Source organism: Chryseobacterium daecheongense (genome assembly GCA_027920525.1).
GTDB lineage: Bacteria > Bacteroidota > Bacteroidia > Flavobacteriales > Weeksellaceae > Chryseobacterium > Chryseobacterium proteolyticum.
The window spans coordinates 2,180,723-2,200,413 of sequence record CP115858.1 but is presented as its reverse complement, the minus strand read 5'-3'; the positions used below and the strand labels follow the sequence as shown (position 1 = coordinate 2,200,413).

General features: G+C 36.9%; 17 protein-coding genes and 1 tRNA gene. 7 read left to right on the top strand and 11 right to left on the bottom strand.

The window, feature by feature from the left end:
• The first annotated feature begins 581 nt into the window (after positions 1–581).
• A complete protein-coding gene (locus PFY10_09720) occupies positions 582–4,349 on the top strand; it encodes a fibronectin type III domain-containing protein (protein WBV58724.1) in 3,768 nt (1,255 codons plus the stop codon).
• Positions 4,350–5,567: 1,218 nt separating this feature from the next.
• Here PFY10_09720 and PFY10_09715 read toward each other — a convergent pair.
• From PFY10_09715 to thrA, 7 genes are all read right to left on the bottom strand, one after another.
• A tRNA-Cys gene (locus PFY10_09715) sits at positions 5,568–5,638 on the bottom strand.
• Positions 5,639–5,688: 50 nt separating this feature from the next.
• The gene (locus tag PFY10_09710) at positions 5,689–6,204 is read right to left on the bottom strand and encodes an RDD family protein (protein WBV58723.1); all 516 of its coding nucleotides are present in this window, start codon (positions 6,202–6,204) and stop codon (positions 5,689–5,691) included.
• A gap of 34 nt (positions 6,205–6,238) precedes the next feature.
• Positions 6,239–7,603, bottom strand: coding sequence for a DUF4403 family protein (locus PFY10_09705; GenBank protein WBV58722.1), 1,365 nt, complete (start codon positions 7,601–7,603; stop codon positions 6,239–6,241).
• Positions 7,604–7,636: 33 nt separating this feature from the next.
• On the bottom strand, positions 7,637–8,005 hold the full coding sequence (folB, locus tag PFY10_09700) for a dihydroneopterin aldolase (GenBank protein WBV58721.1): 369 nt from the start codon (positions 8,003–8,005) through the stop codon (positions 7,637–7,639).
• A 5-nt stretch (positions 8,006–8,010) separates the two neighbouring features.
• Entirely contained in the window at positions 8,011–9,315 is a 1,305-nt protein-coding gene (thrC, locus tag PFY10_09695; GenBank protein WBV58720.1) for a threonine synthase, read from the bottom strand.
• 11 nt (positions 9,316–9,326) lie between these two features.
• Positions 9,327–10,256 carry a homoserine kinase gene (locus PFY10_09690; GenBank protein WBV58719.1) on the bottom strand — a complete coding sequence of 310 codons (930 nt, stop codon included), beginning with the start codon at positions 10,254–10,256 and terminating at the stop codon, positions 9,327–9,329.
• Positions 10,257–10,265: 9 nt separating this feature from the next.
• Positions 10,266–12,710, bottom strand: a complete 2,445-nt coding sequence (thrA, locus tag PFY10_09685; protein WBV58718.1) for a bifunctional aspartate kinase/homoserine dehydrogenase I — start codon at positions 12,708–12,710, stop codon at positions 10,266–10,268.
• A 526-nt stretch (positions 12,711–13,236) separates the two neighbouring features.
• Between thrA and PFY10_09680 the strand changes: the two genes are divergently transcribed.
• From PFY10_09680 to PFY10_09660, 5 genes are all read left to right on the top strand, one after another.
• A complete protein-coding gene (locus tag PFY10_09680; protein ID WBV58717.1) occupies positions 13,237–13,404 on the top strand; it encodes a hypothetical protein in 168 nt (55 codons plus the stop codon).
• A gap of 41 nt (positions 13,405–13,445) precedes the next feature.
• A complete protein-coding gene (locus PFY10_09675; GenBank protein WBV58716.1) occupies positions 13,446–13,640 on the top strand; it encodes a hypothetical protein in 195 nt (64 codons plus the stop codon).
• 113 nt (positions 13,641–13,753) lie between these two features.
• Positions 13,754–13,939 (top strand): hypothetical protein, encoded by a 186-nt coding sequence (locus PFY10_09670; protein WBV58715.1) that lies wholly within the window; start codon positions 13,754–13,756, stop codon positions 13,937–13,939.
• A gap of 30 nt (positions 13,940–13,969) precedes the next feature.
• On the top strand, positions 13,970–14,164 hold the full coding sequence (locus tag PFY10_09665) for a hypothetical protein (protein WBV58714.1): 195 nt from the start codon (positions 13,970–13,972) through the stop codon (positions 14,162–14,164).
• Between the two features lie 53 nt (positions 14,165–14,217).
• Positions 14,218–14,391 carry a hypothetical protein gene (locus PFY10_09660; GenBank protein ID WBV58713.1) on the top strand — a complete coding sequence of 58 codons (174 nt, stop codon included), beginning with the start codon at positions 14,218–14,220 and terminating at the stop codon, positions 14,389–14,391.
• Positions 14,392–14,463: 72 nt separating this feature from the next.
• Here PFY10_09660 and nadA read toward each other — a convergent pair whose 3' ends face one another.
• The 3 genes from nadA to PFY10_09645 all read right to left on the bottom strand — a co-directional run bounded on the left by nadA (position 14,464) and on the right by PFY10_09645 (position 17,073).
• Positions 14,464–15,483, bottom strand: a complete 1,020-nt coding sequence (gene nadA, locus PFY10_09655; protein WBV58712.1) for a quinolinate synthase NadA — start codon at positions 15,481–15,483, stop codon at positions 14,464–14,466.
• A 99-nt stretch (positions 15,484–15,582) separates the two neighbouring features.
• Entirely contained in the window at positions 15,583–16,146 is a 564-nt protein-coding gene (gene gmk, locus PFY10_09650) for a guanylate kinase (GenBank protein ID WBV58711.1), read from the bottom strand.
• A gap of 69 nt (positions 16,147–16,215) precedes the next feature.
• A complete protein-coding gene (locus PFY10_09645; protein ID WBV58710.1) occupies positions 16,216–17,073 on the bottom strand; it encodes a DUF1732 domain-containing protein in 858 nt (285 codons plus the stop codon).
• Between the two features lie 92 nt (positions 17,074–17,165).
• On the opposite strand from PFY10_09645, the gene miaA reads away from it, so the two are divergent.
• Positions 17,166–18,080 (top strand): tRNA (adenosine(37)-N6)-dimethylallyltransferase MiaA, encoded by a 915-nt coding sequence (gene miaA, locus PFY10_09640; protein ID WBV58709.1) that lies wholly within the window; start codon positions 17,166–17,168, stop codon positions 18,078–18,080.
• A gap of 186 nt (positions 18,081–18,266) precedes the next feature.
• Here the strand turns inward: miaA and PFY10_09635 are convergent, their stop codons facing one another.
• Entirely contained in the window at positions 18,267–19,679 is a 1,413-nt protein-coding gene (locus tag PFY10_09635; GenBank protein ID WBV58708.1) for an efflux transporter outer membrane subunit, read from the bottom strand.
• Between the last annotated feature and the right edge of the window lie 12 nt (positions 19,680–19,691).

Sequence of the window (19,691 nt, the reverse complement as noted above, 5' to 3'; positions counted from 1 at the left end):
AATATTGTTGATGAAATTAAGTACGGCAAAGTATTGTGATCATTTCCTAAAATGGGATTTAACAGTATTTTATTAATGGATTTTAGAAATAAATAGTATTTTTGGTTTTTTAAAAATTATATTTATACAAATTTTGATCGTACATTGTAGTTTAAATTCAATAATTACAAGTTTAATAAGCTTAATGAGTATATGATACAGCATTAATTGAGCGGATCAAAAGCAATAGAAAGCTAAATTTTATATTTAAGATATTCTATTTCGACTCTAGAAATAGATTTTTTTCATCATTTGTGTTTTTTGCGGCCTCTCAGGAGGCCGTTTGTTTTTTAATTTTAGTAAAAAATAATTTCCAGCATTGAATTTTACAATTCATTTTTTCAGTAAAAAAGTAGAGTTAAATGGGAACTCCAGTTTTTTTTGTTGGTTGCCATTTCTGTAAAGAGTGATTAATCCGTACTTTTTTCCGCTATCTCAATATTTGTTATTTATAACATTCATATAAAAAATATTAATTTATATACTAAATGTTATAAAAAAACGATTTAGATTTGTAGGATTAATATTAATAATGATAACTTATGAAGAGATTTTCTATTTTTTTAATACTTCTTCTTTGTTTGATCAACGTGAACTTGCTTGCGCAAGCCCCCGCCACGCTGCCGTATATTCAGGACTTTTCGACGGCAAATGATCTGACATTGGTTAATGGAAGTCAAACAAATAAATGGGAATATGGTTCCGCAACAGGAAATGCCGCCAATTCCATTTATATTTCAAATAACGGAGGAACGGCGAATGCTTATGATACTGGAAGTTCCAGCGTTGTACAAGCATATAGAGATATCACAATTCCTGCAGGATCCACAATTGCAACTTTAGCATTTGATTGGAAAGCAGATGGGGAAAGTACATATGATTATTTAAGAGTTTGGTTAGTTCCGGCTACATTAACTCCAACTGCCGGTGCACAGATTGGCACTGGTGGGGGAAATATTCAGCTGGGACAGTTTAATCAGCAGTCAACCTGGCAAACGTATTTAAATACAAGTTTGAACATCAGCAGCTTCGCAGGAAGTACTATGCGTTTAGTGTTTGAATGGAGAAATGACGGAAGTGTAGGAACCCAGCCACCTGTTGCAATCGATAATATTAATCTGTCGATTCCAACATGTTTACTTCCTACAGTATCACCGGTTTCAGCCATTACAGCCAATTCTGCAACGATATCGTGGACAGCACCTACGCCTGCACCTGCGAACGGATATGCTTATTACCTTACGACTACAAATACTCCGCCAGTTGCAGGAACAACCCCTACAGGAACTACTACTGCAACTTCTGTGAACTTAACAACTTTAACTCCTAATACTACTTATTATTGGTGGGTAAAAGCAATATGTAGCCCTACAGACAGCAGTATCTGGGCGAATGGAGATAATTTTACCACGACTCAAATACCGGCAACTATTCCATACAGTCAAAACTTCTCGACTGGGAATGATCTGGGATTCACGAATGGAACCCAGGTTAATAAATGGGTATATGGTTCTGCAACAGGAAATCCTGCGAATTCCATCTATATATCGAATAACGGAACCGATAATACTTATTCTACAGGAACAACCAGTATTGTTCAGGCTTACAGAGATATAATTATCCCGGCAGGAACTACTGCAACGACTTTGTCTTTCGACTGGAAAGCAGATGGGGAAAGTTCTTATGACTATTTAAGAGTCTGGCTGGTTCCGGCATCTTTTATGCCTGTAGCAGGAACTCAGATTACTGCCGGAGGAGGAAGAATCCAGGTTGGAGGTAATTATAATCAGCAAACGACCTGGCAGACTTATTTTAATACCAACTTAGACCTGAGCAGTTTTGCCGGAACTACAATGCGTTTGGTATTCGAATGGAGAAATGATAGCAGTGGTGGTACTCAGCCTCCTGTAGCTTTAGATAATATCAATTTAGCAATTCCTACTTGTGTGGTACCTTCAGCTTTGGCTGTAAATGGGGTAACTGCAACAGGTGCTGTACTGAGCTGGACAGGTCCGACGCCGGCACCTGCCAATGGATATGCTTATTATCTTACAACAACGAATACTCCGCCTGTTGCAGGTACTGCTCCAACAGGAACAAGTGCTACGACTTCTGTAAACTTAACGACATTAACGCCAAATACCACTTATTACTGGTGGGTGAAGTCTGTATGTAGCCCTACGGACAGCAGTTTCTGGATTGGGGGTCCAAGTTTCAGTACTACGCAGATTCCGGCAACGATCCCATATAATCAAAACTTTACAGGAGCGAATGATTTTGGATTCATCAACGGAACTCAAACCAATAAATGGGCTTATGGTTCAGCAACCGGAAACCCTGCTAATTCCATTTATATATCCAATACAAACGGAACTACGAATGAATATTCTACAAGTTCTACGAGTGTAGTACAGGCTTACCGTGATATTCTTGTACCGGCCGGAGCTTCGATTGCCACATTATCTTTTGACTGGAAAGCAGATGGAGAAAGTTCTTATGATTACCTAAGAGTTTGGTTAGTTCCATCATCTTTTATGCCTGTTGCGGGAGCTCAGATTACTGCAGGTGCGGGAAGAATTCAGTTAGGAAATAACTATAACCAGCAAACCACATGGCAGTCATATCTTAACAGTACATTAAACATCAGCAGCTTTGCAGGAACAACAATGCGTCTGGTATTTGAATGGAGAAACGACAGCAGTGGTGGTAATCAGCCTCCTGTAGCTGTAGACAATATTAAATTACTAATCTGTAGCACAGCAACACCAACTGTAGCTGTAAGTGCTATTACACATAATACAGCAATATTAACATGGCCACAAGATAGCGGTGGAGCTTCATACATTGTGAGATACAGACCGGTAGGTTCTAGTAGTGCATGGACTCAGGTAAGTGTGGCAGCGGCAGCGGCTCCTGCAACTACTAATACATATAACCTGGCAGGTTTATTACCGGCTACACTATATGAAGTAGAAGTAGCGGCAGTTTGTAACAGTATTCCTGGAACATATTCTCATAATGAATTTTTAACGAAATGTGACCCGACACCTCCGAATGTTACAGCAAGTAACATTACGACAACATCTGCATTGATCACATGGTCGCCACTTGCGGTAAGTTCATCTTATAAAATGAGATATAGAATTGTAGGAAGTGGTAATGCAGGATGGAGCGCTGATATTATTTTACCATTAGCGCCGACAAATACGTACTTATTAAGCGGGTTGAATGTCTATACAACTTACGAGGTTCAGATTGCCAATAAGTGTGATAATGAAACAACTTATAACGGATGGTCTTCTCCTGCTGTATTCACAACTGAAAGAACATGTGATTTACCTCCTCCAGGATTAACAATTACTAATCTTACAACTACTACCGCTACTGTAGTTTGGGATTCTTTCCCTGGTGCAACTTATATCTTAAGATATAGAAAAGTGGGTATACCAAGCTGGACAACAGTTGCAGTAACGAACAATAATTATGTGATCACAGGATTATTGGAGTTAACAAAATATGAAATGGAAGTAGCCAATGTTTGTAGTGGTACACCGGGAACTTATACACTTCCTTACTACTTCACAACACCTACAGTAATCTATTGCCCGATGAAATCCGGAAGCTCAGCATCTGAATATATTTCAAAAGTTACGGTAAAACCAAGCGGTAAACCGACTATGGAGAGCAGTACAGATGCCACTACGTATTCAGACTTTACAGCTGATACATCCAAATTTATTCAGCTGATTCAGGGATCTACAGGTAATGAGATTTCCATTGAAAAGTCTTGGACAGGAAATACATATAATGAAGGTATTGCTGTATGGATTGATTTTGACAGGAACGGAAGCTTTGATATCAATGAGAGAATTCTTGTGTCTTCACCTAATACGACAACACCTATTACAGGAACGTTCAGTGTGCCTTCTGATGCGTTTATAAGTACGACAGATTATAAGTATGTTGTAATGAGAGTTGCCATGCAAAGAGATGGTATCCCTGTAAATTGTACAGGATTTGCCAACGGGGAAGTTGAGGATTATACAGTAAGAATCTCTAAAAATCCGGTACCTAATGCAACCAACCAAACGGAAATATTGATTTATCCTAACCCGGTACATACAATATTGAATGTGAAAAATATTAGCAAAAGAGCTAATTATAAGATATACAATGCGGCGGGTCAGCTTGTGACAAGCGGGATCATCTTAAATAACAAAATAGATGTAAGCAGCCTGATCCACGGAGTATATGTTATCGATATTGATGATACTCAGGGTACAGCCCAAAAGAAATTTATCAAGGAATAATACATTAAATAATTAGTAAAAAATAAGCTCCCAAATATGGGAGCTTATTTTTTTTCTCAAGTCACTGTTACAAAGCAAAGGAAAATATTTCAATAAATGTTGAAATATTTAAAAATAAAATCTTACCTTTAATGGTGTGGTATTCAGTTGTTTATTTCTTATTAAATGAGTTTTTGATTTTTCTGAGTGTTAGTTTTCAATTTTGTTAGATAAGCATTTAGCCAAGATGAGACAAACTTAAACAAAAAGTCAAACGATCTTATTAAGAATTGGATGATTGTATACACAGGTAATATGATGATATGATATAAAAGTTTTTATTGTTTTTGAGACCTCTTGTATTAATGACGGGAGGTCTTGTTTTATGATACTGTACCATCATATAACTCCAAGCTTACAAATATATTTAAAGGTAAATTCTCAATTAAAATTAAAACCTCCTGGCAAAAGAGGAATACTATAGCGGAATGTATTGAAACTAAGTAATATTAGTAATTATGATTCTGATCATAATGTGTATTTTCCGGTTCAGGTATCTTTACTGTTCCATATATGTTGTAACCTTGAACAAAGGTAAAAGTTTGCCCCCTCAATTTGAGGGGTCTTTTAATGTTAAGAAATAATATTTATTTAATGCGAAATCTTAAAATTAAGTTAAAATAAAATAAATGAAATTCTTGGCACGATATTTCAATGTAAAATGTAACTCATGTTTAAATTGAGTTTTCATGGTTATTAGTTTTTATCCTCAACTTCGGTTGGGGATTTTTTATTCAAAGATGTACTTTAATTTTAAAAGACGTTTAGGACGTAAAATAAATTTATAAGTATTTGTTTAAAATAGGGTTGCGAGATCGTGATGAACTCTAATCAAATATATTCTGAACCTTCAAGCTTATTTATGACTTAAATCATAAATGTTTATTATTAGTTTTCTACAAAAAAAGGAGCCTTCCAAAAATTGAAAGACTCCAGGGGCTGTAATATTATAAGATCTAAAAAAGTGTTTCACATAAAAACTTCCCCATAAAGAGGAAGTAATAATTATCCATTTTAGTTAAAGACACTAAGTGATGATTATTAAAGGATTGTACAACAAACTTACTAGTAGTTTTTGATTTTTTTTATGACTGAGATCATAAGAAGGTGAATTATATTTGAAATTTAATATCATAGATATATAAAAAAAGCTTTCCAATAAAATAAAGGAAAGCTTTGAGGTACCTAGCGGATTCGAACCGCTGTAGATGGTGTTGCAGACCACTGCCTAGCCGCTCGGCCAAAGTACCATTTTTGAGGTGTGCAAATATAAAAATTTTTCTGACTTAATCAAAGTTTTTTAGATATTTTCTTTAGTTCCCAACGTGTTTATATCGCTTTTTAACTGTAACTCAGCTTCATAATTTTTCTTTACAACAACGCAGGTTTCACTCCATTTATCATGGAATCCACTTTTATCTGCTAAAAAAGATAACTGATCTACGAAAGGGATTCCTCGGATGATATTTCTAAGGAGATAATTACCGGCACCGGGAGACGTTCCGTCTATCATGACCACCTTTGTTCCGGTGATCAGTTTCCCTAAGCTTCTTCCCTGGGTGATCAGCTCTGTGAGGAACATCATCAGAAGGTAAGCGGATAAGGTGATCAGCCGGTCCAGTAAAGGATTCATATTTTCCATTCTATAACCTATTTCTTCTACGGTATTTCCTGTAATAAATGCATAGGTAATTCCCAATACACCTAATAATATAAGGATCAGAATATAACTGAAAATAAGGTCAATAATATAATTCGCAAGTCTGAGGCCTTGCGACGCTCTGTGTCTGTCAACAATCTGTAAGTATTTTCTCATGGTAATAGTTTAGTTTTTGGTGTTGTTTTTTTATTTAAATGCCATTGATAATGAGTTTTAAAGAAGCGTTAGTATCAATGACTGCAGTAATTCCTGATGTACCGAGAAGGATCTGGCCTGGCTTCAGATTAAAAACCCTTCCATTCATCTTTAGCCCTTTATAATATTCTTTATTAAAAGCTTCTTCAATACTTTTCTTTGAAGTATCCACCAGTTCCTGTGTTGGGATACCATATTCTTCTTCTATCATTCTTACGATTTTTCCCTGAAATAGAAGGCTTGCTGTTTTTTGGAGGATATTCATTGTCTTCAGCTTAAACTTAGTATCGGACAGTACAATTTTTTTCCTGGCATCATCATAAACAGGAATGCCCGAAATAAGTGCAGTTCCTTTTATATACCCTTCGGTCTGAGCTTCGATCATAATTCTGTTCTCAATGCCGTATACCCTGATATCGGTAATTTTTACTTTAGAATCGCGAACATCATATTCTTTTCCTAGGAACATTTTTCTGGCAATATTAGACGCTTCGGTAAAAGGAACATTGGCTGTTGTCTGAAGCGAAAACTGGTCTCCAAGTACAGGGGTGAAATTGAAGTTAGCTGCCGTTTTAATAGGAGCTGAAGATGCCGGTTTACTTCCGGTAAAGGTTTCGGAGTAAATGTCAATTCCGATATTGGCATCAATCTGATTTCCATAGAATTTCAATGGAGTAATATTTACATTTACAGGGGTTACTTTCAGCCATGTGTTGTATTCCTCCGAAATGTTAAAAGGCTGCGCGAAAACATTCCAGGCCATTACTGCATATTGCTGGAAATTAAGCTGGGTACCCATTTGCTGATCTATTGTTTTGCAAAATTTCAGTTGTTGCTCTTTCAGGCTTTTTTCAACAAGTGCGGTAATCGGGATCTGTATCTTTCCATAATCAAGAACCGGTTTGGTAACCCATTTGAATCCCATAGGCTGCGTATTGGTAACAATAGTCCAGTTATTTTTGAAATTAAGGGAGGTATTGAAATACATTACCGTTTCAAATGTAGTATTCTGGTAAGTATAAAGTCCCAGGGTACCAATCCCTTTCTCTGCCCATATTTTCAAAGGAACTTCAATTAAAAGGTTCTGATTCGTTCCCCCTACAAGTCGTATAGGCCGGGTTTTCCATACTTTTACTTTAAACTGGTCATTGTTGTTATCCGTGTAGGAATCATCCTGATAGATCAATTCTTTTACTGAAGAATTGATGATATTACCAATTTCGGCAAGCGGAATGGTAACCGGCATGGTAATGCTGGATTTTATCTTTGGAAAATTATAATCAGCCAGCTGGTTGTCAACTTTAGCCTGGCCAAAAATATTGATACAAAGCAGTAATAATATAATTTTAATGGATTTCAATTCTTTAAATTTTAGAGAGTGAAATTAATGATTTTAATTATTTGGATTAAAACTTTTTTCCAGTTCAATACTTGCACCTTTCATTTCTCCCTGCATAGGAGGAGCTGTTTTGGTGATTTTAAGCTTGATATAAGAAACCTCAGGAAAGTTTTCATTAATTTTTGAAATAATTCTTCCGGCCACATGTTCCAGAAGTTTTGATTTAACTTTCATTTCTTCAAGGATAATATCATTGATATCCGCATAGCTGATGGTATCATTCAGATCATCTGATTCTGCAGCTTTCCAGAGATCGGTATGGATCTCTAGATTTAAAATGTAGTACGTACCGATGATGTTTTCTTCAGGTAAAACACCATGGTACGCATATATTTTCACATCTTCCAAAAAGATCTTGCTCATAAAATTCAGTTTTTGTTCAGCAAAAATCGTTTTAATTCTTGAAAATCTGAATTAATTTCAACGGTTTTTTTATCCTTTTTCATTAAATCTGCCAATGATTCCGGAATATCAATTTCTTGTGCAATGGCTTTTTCCACAGCATCGGGGAATTTTACAGGATGAGCTGTCTCCAGGATAAAACCTTTCTTTTCAGGATTTTGCTTCAGATAGTTTTCTAAAGAAGTATAGGCAACTGCTCCATGGGGTTCGAGAAGATATGCATGATGTTTCCAGACTTTCCTGACGGTTGCTAAAGTTTCTTCGTCATTTACGGAATATCCGGAAATAATATGATTGAGATCTTCAAATTGGTGCTGGAACATTTCAAGAATACGGATGAAATTGCTGGGATTTCCGACATCCATTGCATTGGAAAGGGTTGCTACTGTTTCTTTAGGTTCAAAGATTTGTGTTTTTAAATAATGGGGCACTACATCATTGGCGTTACATGCAGCGATAAAATGGTCTGCAGGAAGTCCTCTCATGTAAGTCATCAATCCGGCGCAGATGTTTCCGAAATTTCCGCTGGGGACACAAATGACAGGATTTTCTTTTTCAGTTTTTTGCCACTGTTTTAAAGCCAGCAGATAATAGATCTGTTGTGGTAACCATCTCGCAATGTTAATGGAATTGGCAGAAGTAAGGAATAATTCATTATTGACTTCCGGATCTGAAAATGCCTGTTTTACAAGGCTCTGGCAGTCATCGAAAGTTCCATTTACTTCTAAAGCGGTAATGTTTCCTCCTAAGGCTGTCAATTGTTTTTCCTGAACAGGACTTACTCTTTCTTTCGGATACAAAATAACCACATCGATTCCATCCACATTATAAAAACCATGGGCAACAGCCCCTCCGGTATCCCCGGATGTAGCAACCAGGACTGTTACTTTTTTCTGTCCTCCTTTTAAGAAGTAAGATAAGCAGCGGCTCATAAACCTTGCTCCTACATCTTTGAAGGCGAGGGTAGGACCGTGGAATAATTCGAGTACGGATATGCTATCCGTAATTTTTTTTAAAGGAATGTCAAAAGAAATTGTTTCCGAAATAATTTGTCGTAATTCATTTTCCGGAATTTCCTCATCCACAAAGTCTTTCATGCATTGAAAAGCAATCTCTTCATCTGAAAACCGGTTCAGATTCTGAATGAAATAGGTATTGAACAACGGAATATTTTCCGGAAAAAACAGCCCTTTTTCTTTTCCCTGCCCCTTAATTGAAGCGGTTTTAAAACTTACCTTTTCCTTTTTATCTTTTAAATTGTAATAGTTCATCTTTCTGTTTTTTAGTTATTCTGTTCTTCTATGATGATCCCGGTAGAATTAATATCCGATACATACACCATGCTATTGATGTTGATCTGATCATAAACCGATTTCATCATCATGGCAATATCCCCGGCTGTTTTTTTCTTTTCCGTTAACATGAAAACAGAAGGCCCTGATCCTGAAATTCCTCCCCCCAGTGCTCCCATTTCCAGGCTTTTTCTTTTAATGGTATCAAATTCCGGAATCAAAATGCTTCGAACCGGTTCTACAATAACATCATTCAGGCTTCTCCCAATCAGGAATAGATCATTTTTCTCAATACCGGCAATGAGCCCGGCAATATTTCCCCATTGCGTTATGGCATCTTTCAGCTGAATATTTTTTTTAAGGATCTGTCTTGCGTCAGATGTTTTTACTTCAACCTGCGGATGCACAGCGGCAATGAACAAACCAGGAGTATTCAGGGAAATAATATCAATAGGATCAGAGGATTTCACAAGGGTGATCCCCCCATAAATACACGGCGCAATATTGTCCGCATGCCGTACTCCGGAAGCGAGCTCTTCTCCAAACATCGCAAAATGAATTGTTTCTTCCCTGGACAAAATATTTCCTATCAGGATATTTGCCGCAAAAGCGGCACCTGCAGCACTGGCAGCACTGGAACCGAGGCCGCTGCCGGGCTTGATGTGTTTATGAATAATGACTTCAAATCCGTTCTTCAGGTGAAGATGTTCCTGCATTTTCATAAGGACAATTCCTGCTACATTTTTTGAAGCTTCTTCCGGAAGATTGAAGCCATCGGTATGGCGGACAATAATATCAGGTGTTTCCAATAGTCTTACTTCCATTTCATCATATGGCTCGTTGATCGCCATGCCCAGGATATCAAAACCACAAACCAGATTAGCGACGGTTGCCGGGACTTTAATTTTTATACTTTTCATAGATTTTTTTTAAACGGAACGTACAATATCTGCAAAAACACCACTTGCTGTAACTTCAGCACCTGCACCTGCACCTTTTACAACCAGGGGTTGCTCGGAATATCTTAAAGTTTTGAAAATAACAATATTGTCTTTTCCGTACAGATGAAACAAATCACTGTCGGGCGCTATATGCTGTAATCCAACTTTTGCTTTACCATTGTCAAACTCTGCGACATATTTTAAAATTTTTCCGACCTTTTTAGCCTGGTCAAATAGATTTTTAAAATGATCCTCATATTTTACAAGCATGGTATAAAAATTTTCTACATCACCCTGCATGCATTCTTCCGGTAAAAAACTAATGTTCTCGATTTCATTAAACTGCAGAGGAAAACCGGCTTCGCGTGCAAGTATTAAAATTTTTCTCGCCACATCTGTTCCGGCAAGATCCAGTCTCGGGTCGGGTTCAGTAAATCCTTCTTTCTGAGCACGGGCAACAACTTCTGAAAATGATTGGGTTCCATCGTACTCATTAAAAACAAAATTTAAAGTACCGCTTAACACGGCCTTAATGGAAGTAATAGCATCGCCGCTTCTCACCAGATCATTTATAGTTCCGATAATAGGAAGTCCTGCCCCTACATTGGTTTCAAAGAAAAATCTACAATTGTGGTTTTTAGCTAGGTTTTTCAGCTTTTTATAATTTTCAAAATCTGATGCGGCTGCTATTTTATTACAGGCTACAATGTTGACACTCTTTTTTAACAGGTTCTCATAAATTTCCGGGATCTCAGCATTGGCTGTAAGGTCTACAAAGACCGAGTTTCTAAGATTTCTTGTTATGATCTCTCTGCTAAATTGATGAGCAGAAGCTTTTTCTCCGTTTTCAAGCAGGTTGACATAATCATTTTCCGGAATTCCTTCATTCAAAAATACCATTTTCCGACTGTTGGAAAGACCGGCGATTCTCAGGTTAAGGGATAGATGATCTCTAAGGTATTTATTCTGGGCATACACCTGCTGTATAAGCTTAGTGCCTACATTTCCTGTTCCGCAGATGTAAAGATGTACCTGTTTGATTTCTGACTCAAAAAACTCTTCATGCAGAATGTTTACTGCTTTTTTTGTGTCATTTTCAGCAATTACGATGCTGATATTTTTTTCCGAAGAACCCTGTGCAATAGCCCTGATGTTTATCCCGTTATTTCCAAGACAGCTGAACATCTTGGCGCTTACACCGCTTCTGCTTTTCATATTTTCTCCTACAACCGCCACAATGGAAAGCCTGTTTTCAATTTTTACAGGTTCAATTCTCTGAAGTTTCAAATCATCTTCAAATGCAAGATTAATTGCGCTTTCCGCGTGAAAAAGCTCTTTTTCATCAATTGCAAGGGTGATTGAATGCTCAGAAGAACTTTGGGTGATTAGAATAACGTTTATTTTTTCGTGGCTTAAACACTGGAAAAGCTTGGCAGAGATTCCGGGAATTCCAACCATTCCGCTTCCTTCAAGAGTGAGAAGAGCAATATTATTCATATTGGAAATACCAACAGCTATTTGTTCCGGATCAGTATTCTGCAGATCATGAGAGATTAAAGTTCCTGAAGCATCCGCATTAAAAGTATTTTTGATACGAAGATCTATATTCTTTACCATGACCGGCTGAATGGTGGGCGGATAAAGTACTTTTGCTCCGAAATGGGATAATTCCATTGCTTCCTGATAAGTTATTTCAGGAATAACTTTTGCCTGGGATACAAGCCTGGGATCGGCTGTCATCATTCCGCTGACATCAGTCCATATCTGAAGCTCCTCAGCGTTAATGGCTGAAGCAATAATTGCAGCGGAGTAGTCTGAACCTCCTCTTCCCAGAGTTGTTCTGTTGCCATGTTCATCACTTGCTATAAAGCCTGGTGCTACGTAAATCTGCCTTGGATTGGTTTCGAAATAATGTCTGAGATTATTATTACTCACATTAAAATCAACTTTTGCCCGTGTATAATGGGTATTTGTTCTGATATAATCAGCTGAATTCATCCATACGGCGTCCAGCCCGGCAGATTCAAACCTTGCCGTAATGATATTTGAAGAGAGGAACTCGCCATAAGAAGCGATCTTATCTTTAATTCTGGGGGTAAATTCTCCCAAGGTGAATATCCCGTTACAAATATCTTCAATATCATTAAAGTGCTTTTTTACAAAACTTAGCCATGCACTTTGTGCTGAAATGGGAAGAAGGTCTTTTACAAGGTTCAGATGTTTTTCTTCAAGGATTTTAAGATGATGAGGATAACTGTCATTAGCCTCGGAAGCTTGCTCTGCTGCCTTGATCAATAAATCTGTTACTCCATGTAATGCTGAAACTACAACGACAATTTGCTTAGCGGAAGATTCTTTTTTTATAATTTTTTCGACTTGCAGAACTGCCTGTGCATGGGCAACAGAAGTTCCGCCGAATTTTAAGACTTTCATTGTATATTTTTAAGGTTGGGAAAAATTAAAAATGTTACTCTTTAAAAAAAGAGTACGAGGTACCTGAAATAATATGTGAAAATCTACCCCGTTATGGGGTTGTAGTTGTAGTAGAAATAATAATGGATGATGCAACCGAAGCAGAGAACTCCGGATAAATAGTTACAGATATGTTTTGTACTGATTGCATCTTTGAAGTAACAAATGTAGAAGTTATTTTGGAAAATAAAAATTTTTAATCCAATTTAATATAATTTTTTTTGACTCAAATTTTAGCAGATGTATTGTAATCCTTTGATAGACATAGCTAAATACGATTTTGCATTTCTTTTTTATGACCACCTTTAGACTGTTAGAATGATTGCTTTTATATATACGGTTATTGGGAAATCACGAAAACAATAAAAACCTCTACACTTACTTATTGATCCTGTACAGATATTAAATACTGCTTTGTTTTATATTTTATGATTCTCACTTTTATATCAAAAATTTAATCCGAATACAAATAACAAAACTTGAGTGTATGGAAAAGTTAAAGAAGCTCTCCAGAGAAGAGCAAAAAAAAGTGAATGGTGGATTTACCCAATTTCAGATTGATACTTGTGGCGGAGCAGCATATGTGTGTTTCAGACAAGGAGGCTGGGGTTGCTGGCGCACCCCTGGAGGAACCTGTTACCCACCCATGGTGTGATGATCTGACTTTTAGAATTTAAATTGATTAAAATATTCATTATGAAAAAATTATCACGAGTAAAATTAAAAATGATTAACGGAGGATCTTGCCCTGGTGGCTGTCCGGCGGGAAATACTTATGGGCCACCGGGTTCAGGAGCTGCCCATTCCTGTGCTGCCTATCAATTGTTATCACAGTGTTGTAAGAATGAGGCGTTTCTGAGCCCTGCATGTGCCGGGCCAATTACAATGTAGCGTAAAAAAAAAGGTTATTCAAAATGAGTAACCTTTTTTATGTTTTAATAGGTTTAATTATCTGAAATTCAAATGTATTTGCTATATTTATAATTCAAACTTAATAGAATTATATGAAAAATCTAATCAAATTAAAACGGGAAAAATTAAAATCAGTTAATGGAGGAGCAACGTGTAACTATGCTTGTCCTCCGGGGCCTTACGGGCCTGGATTCCCCAGATCATGTGCGGACTATAATGCTTTGCCAGCATGTTGTAAACCTAAAGTTTTGTTAAGCTACGAGTGTGCACCGGACTAATTTTCACTAATCAAAAATGAAAAAATGGCTATGAAAAATCTAAAAGGAATCAACAGAAAGGACTTAAAATCTGTCATTGGTGGCGATACATGCAATGAAAACTGTCCTCCGGGACCTTACGGACCTGGATTCCCATACTCTTGTGATGCTTTTAAGGCGCTCCCGGAATGTTGTAAAACCAGAGTACTGGTAAGTGCTGATTGTTTTGACCTGACTACTAATTAGTAAATGTCTGATGTAATTCTGAATGAAATATTATATGTAAAAATAGATCAGACATGAAAAATTTTAAAATTTTAAACAGAGAACATTTAAAAGCAATTAATGGCAGTGGGAATTGTAATCACGTTTGTCCTTCCGGTCAGTTTGGTCCGGATCCGGAATCATGTGCTGTATTCAATGCAATGCCGGAATGCTGTAAAGCGAGATTAATAGAACTTCCTCCATGTTAATCCAGAGGTAAACACTTTTTGTTTCGAATAAAAATAAATCAAAAAAAGCACTGTGATAACAGTGCTTTTTATTTATTTGATGCTTTTTGAAAGATCAAGCATGGCTTCAATTGGCTTTAAGGCCTTCAAACGAAGTTCTTCGTCGATAAGAATTTCCGGAAGTTCATATTTCATACACAAATAGAGCTTTTCCATAGTGTTTCGTTTCATATAGAAACATTCTGAACAGTTGCAGCTTTCATCGAAAACCAATGCCGGAATCAGTTCCTTATGAGGAGCACGTTTTTTCATTTCGTGCAGAATACCTTCTTCTGTAGCGATAATGAATTTCTGGCAGTCGTCTTTTTCTACATAGTTTAATAACGCAGAAGTAGAACCTATAAAGTGGGCTAATTTTAAAACAGCTTCTTCACTTTCAGGATGTGCAATTAGTTTTGCATCCGGATTATCAGCCAATTGCTGAGCAATTCTTTCCATTGAAAAGGCTTCGTGAACTATACAACTTCCATCCCAAAGGATCATATCGCGGCCTGTTTTTTTAGAAAGATATCTTCCAAGATTTTTATCTGGTGCAAAGATGATAGGTCGGTCTTTAGGTAAGGCCTCAATCACCGTTTCCGCATTGGAGCTGGTTACAATAATATCACTTTCTGCTTTCGTTTCTGCATTACAGTTGATGTAAGTTGCGATTAAAGCATTTGGATGCTGTTCGCGCATTTTTCTCAATCCTTCACCACTACACCCGTCAGCCAATGAACATCCGGCCATGGTATCAGGAAGAACAACTTTTTTTGTAGGGTTAAGGATCTTAGCTGCCTCTGCCATAAAATGGACACCGCAGAATACAATCATATCAGCATTGGTTTCTTTAGCCTGTCTTGCCAGCTGCAAAGAGTCTCCCAGGAAATCTGCGATATCCTGAATTTCTCCCGGTTGGTAATAATGCGCTAATATAACCGCATTTTTCTCTTCTTTAAGCTTAAGAATAGCTTTCACCAGCTCTTCTCCCTGAGGAATCGCTATATCTTTAATATCTAAAAATCCCCTTACAGGAATTGCAGATTTAGCTTTTTCTAATGTTTCGGTACTCATATCAACCTCAATTTTTTTAATTACCAGAAGCTAGAGGTTAGAAATCAGAAGTGTGATTTTGGGCATTAGTGCTCATTTCTTACTTTGATCTTCCAGCGATTAGTTGCTGATAAAACTTTTTATTAAACTTTCTATTTCTTTTTTTGCTTGATCCAGATCCGTATTGATGACAATTTTATCAAATTCTCCGGCGTAGGTCATTTCCTCTTCCGCCTTTTCTACACGGGTTTTAATGGTTTCTGCATCATCTGTATCTCTCGAGATCAATCTTCGTTCCAATTCTTCAATGGAAGGAGGTTCAATAAATATAGATAATGCTTTTTCTCCAAAATATTTTTTTAAGGAGATCCCTCCTTTAACATCGACATCAAAAATAACTACTTTACCTTGCTTCCAGATGTTTTCTACTTCAGATTTTAAAGTACCATAATATTTGTCTGTATATACTTCTTCATATTCTACAAAAGCTTCTTCACTGATTTTCTGTCTGAATTCATCAGGTGTCAGAAAATGATAATCTACAGCATGTACTTCACCTCCTCTCGGCTGTCTTGTTGTACAGGAGATGGAGAATTTAAGCTCCGGAAATACGGATAATGAATGTTTTACCAATGTTGTTTTCCCGCTCCCGGAAGGTGCTGAAAATATGATCACTTTTTCCATATAGTTGTCAGTTGCTGGTTGATAGTTAATAGGTTACTTTCAACTGTTAACTATCAATTGTCAACTATTTTATAATACATTTAACGTTTGTTCTTTAATCTTCTCCAGGTCATCCTTCATCATCACCACCAGCTTCTGAATTTCAGCATGGTTTGCTTTTGAACCTAATGTATTGATTTCCCTTCCGATCTCCTGAGAAATGAAACCTAATTTCTTCCCATTGAAATCTTCATTATCCATTACCTCTTTGTAATATTTTAAATGTTGGGAAAGTCTCACCTTTTCCTCAGAAATATCAAGTTTTTCCGTGAAATATGCCATTTCCTGATAGAAACGTGTTTCATCTACATTTTCAAACTCTTTCAGGGACTTTTGATAACGCTCCTTTACACTGTTGATTCTTACTTCTTCGTAAGGAACAACTTCAGATAAATATTTGTCGATATTCTGAATATTCTTTTCAAGTTCAAGGTGTAAGGTTTTTCCTTCTGCTTTTCTGAATTCTTCAAATCTGTCAATTGAACTGTTGACAATAGCAGCTAAATTTTCCCATTCACCTTCTGTTAGTTCGTCGGGTCTGGAAGTGATGGCATCAGGAAGTCTTACTGCCATTTTAAGATATTCGAAATCCGGCCCGTCTGAGGCGATAGCACGAAGTTCATTGATGTAAGAGTCAATAAGATTTTTATTAATCTTTACATCGTTGGTTTCTTCAAGATTTTCCACAGAGATGTAGCAATCTACTTTTCCACGGATAATTCTGTCGTTAAGGATTTTTCTGATTTCGAATTCTTTTTCTTTATAGCGCAACGGTATTTTGATATTTAAATCAAAGCTCTTGCTGTTCAGTGATTTAATATCTACGCATATTTTTTTTCCTTCAAAAACATCTTCGGCTCTACCGAAGCCAGTCATTGATAAAATCATAGTTTTTTATTGTCGTACAAAGATAAACATTTAAATTAGCACTGTGAAATCTATAAAGATTCCATCTGACGATAAAAAATGAAAGTGAACTGATGAAAAATTTGATTTCAGTAGTGGGACCCACCGGAATTGGAAAAACAAGACTGGCAATTGATCTGGCTAAGCATTTCAATACGGAAATCATTTCCTGTGACTCACGCCAGTTTTTTGCGGAAATGAAAATAGGTACCGCCTCTCCATCAGCAGAGGAACTTGCCGAAGCTCCTCATCATTTTATTGGAAATCTTTCGGTCAAAGAATATTACTCTATCGGGCAATATGAAGAAGACGCCTTACAAAAACTAAACGAACTTTTTAAGAAATACAATACCGTGATTCTTGTCGGAGGAAGCATGATGTATGAAAAAGCGGTCATCGAAGGACTGAACGACCTTCCTGAGGCCAATCCAGAAAATCAACAAAAATTACAGGATATTTTTGAGACTGAGGGCATTGAAAAACTACAGGAAATTTTAAAAGAACTTGATCCGGAATACTATTCAGTTGTTGATATTCATAATCATAGAAGACTCTTAAGAGCCATTGATATCATCTGGCAAACTGGCAGAAAGTATTCGGAACTGATATCTGTTTCTCAGGATTCCCGTGATTTTAATGTAATCAGGGTGGGAATTGAAGCTCCCAGGGAAGAATTATATCAAAGAATCAACAGGAGAGTGGATATCATGATGGAGAAAGGTTTGCTGGATGAAGCTAAAGGGCTTGAAGAATTTAAACATCTTACTGCTTTGAATACTGTTGGTTATGCAGAATTATTTACATATTTTGAAGGAACCTGGAGTCTTGATTTTGCTGTTGAAGAAATTAAGAAAAATAGCCGGAGATATGCGAAACGCCAATTGACCTGGTATCGGAAAGCGGATGATATTCATTATTTGCAGGTAGGGTATTCACAAAATGATTTCAATAACCTGATTGAATATATTAATCGGAAAGCTTTACAATAATTCTTTTTAGTCTTTAGTACTTGTTAAACTTAAAAAGTAAATTTAGTTTAACTATGTTTTAAGATTAAGAAACGTCTCTTTGATTTTGTTTAGAAAACCATACCTACAGAATTTTTTTTCGCTTAAAGATTAAAAAAAAGTGCGATCCCTAAAGACCGCACTATCAACAATATTAAATTTAATTGACTACTTCCATCCTCCACCTAAGGCTCTGTACAGATCAACAATACTGCTTAATCTTTGTCTTTTTACAGATGCCAGGTTTAATTCTGCCTGAAGAGAGTTGGCTTGCGCCGTAATCACTTCAAGATAATTAGCTAAACCTCCTTTATAAAGCATTTGAGCACTTTTAATACCATCTTTTAATGTAGTTACCTGCTCAGTTGCTTTTTGTTCCTGAACTTTTAAATTTTCATTGGAAACCAACGCATCGGAAACTTCTCCCATTGCATTTAAAACAGACTGACGGAATGCCAGTACATTTTTCTCCCTCTGAATTTTTGCAACCGCAAGATCGGTTTTCAACTGTCTTTTTTGAAAGATCGGCTGTGTAATTCCTCCCAAAACGGATCCGAATAATGAAGCCGGAATCTGGAACCAATTGTCAAATTTAAAAGAATTGATTCCGCCGTTTGCTGTAATCTTTAATGAAGGATACATGTTAGCTTGTGCAATTCCTACCATGGCGTTGGACTCCAGTAATACCAATTCCTGCTGGCGTACATCAGGGCGACGGCTTACCATTTTTGCCGGAAGTCCTGTGGAAAGATCCTGAGACAAAGATGTATCAGACATTTCGATCCCTCTGTTGACTTTATTGGGAGCTTCACCGACCAATATGCTCAATGCATTTTCCTGGATTGCAATATTTTGCTGCAATTGAGAAATTAAAAGCTCTGTAGACTGCTTCTGAGCGGTAGCCTGCTGAACTCCAAGAGATGTAGTGTCTCCACTTTCCCACATTTTTTCAGTGATTGATAATGTATTGGTGCTTAGTTCCAGGTTAGATTGTGCAATAGTCAGCTGCTTATCCAGCATAAGCAGGTTATAATACCCCTGAGCAATAGCTGCAACAACCTGGGTCTGGATTGCTTTGGTCGCTTCATAAGTTTGCAGATACTGCATTCTTGAAACTTCCTGCTGATTTTTTATTTTACCCCAGATATCTGCTTCCCATGAAAGGTTGAATGCTGCGTTATAATCCTCTACATGATTTTTTCCTATAAAAAGATTAAGACTTTGCCCGTTCATGCTGTTTTTTGATGGCCTTGAAATCTGTCCTGAGACAGCAAAACCTATATCCGGATATTGAAGGTATTTAGCCTGTAATAATTTTTCCTGTGATGATGCAACTTGTTTTAAAGCAATTTGCAGATCAAGGTTATTTGCAATTCCTTTTTCTATTAATCCCTGTAAAATAGGATCTTTAAAAAAATCTTTCCATTGTAAATTCGCTACACTGGCTGTATCAGCCGTTGCCGTAAAGCGAAAGTCTTCCGGAAGCTGTAAGTCCGGTTCCGTGTAAGCGACCTTAGTCACACACGAAACCGCTATTACAGCCAATATAAAAGTTAGAAAAATATTCTTTATTAATTTCATTGTTTTTCTTTT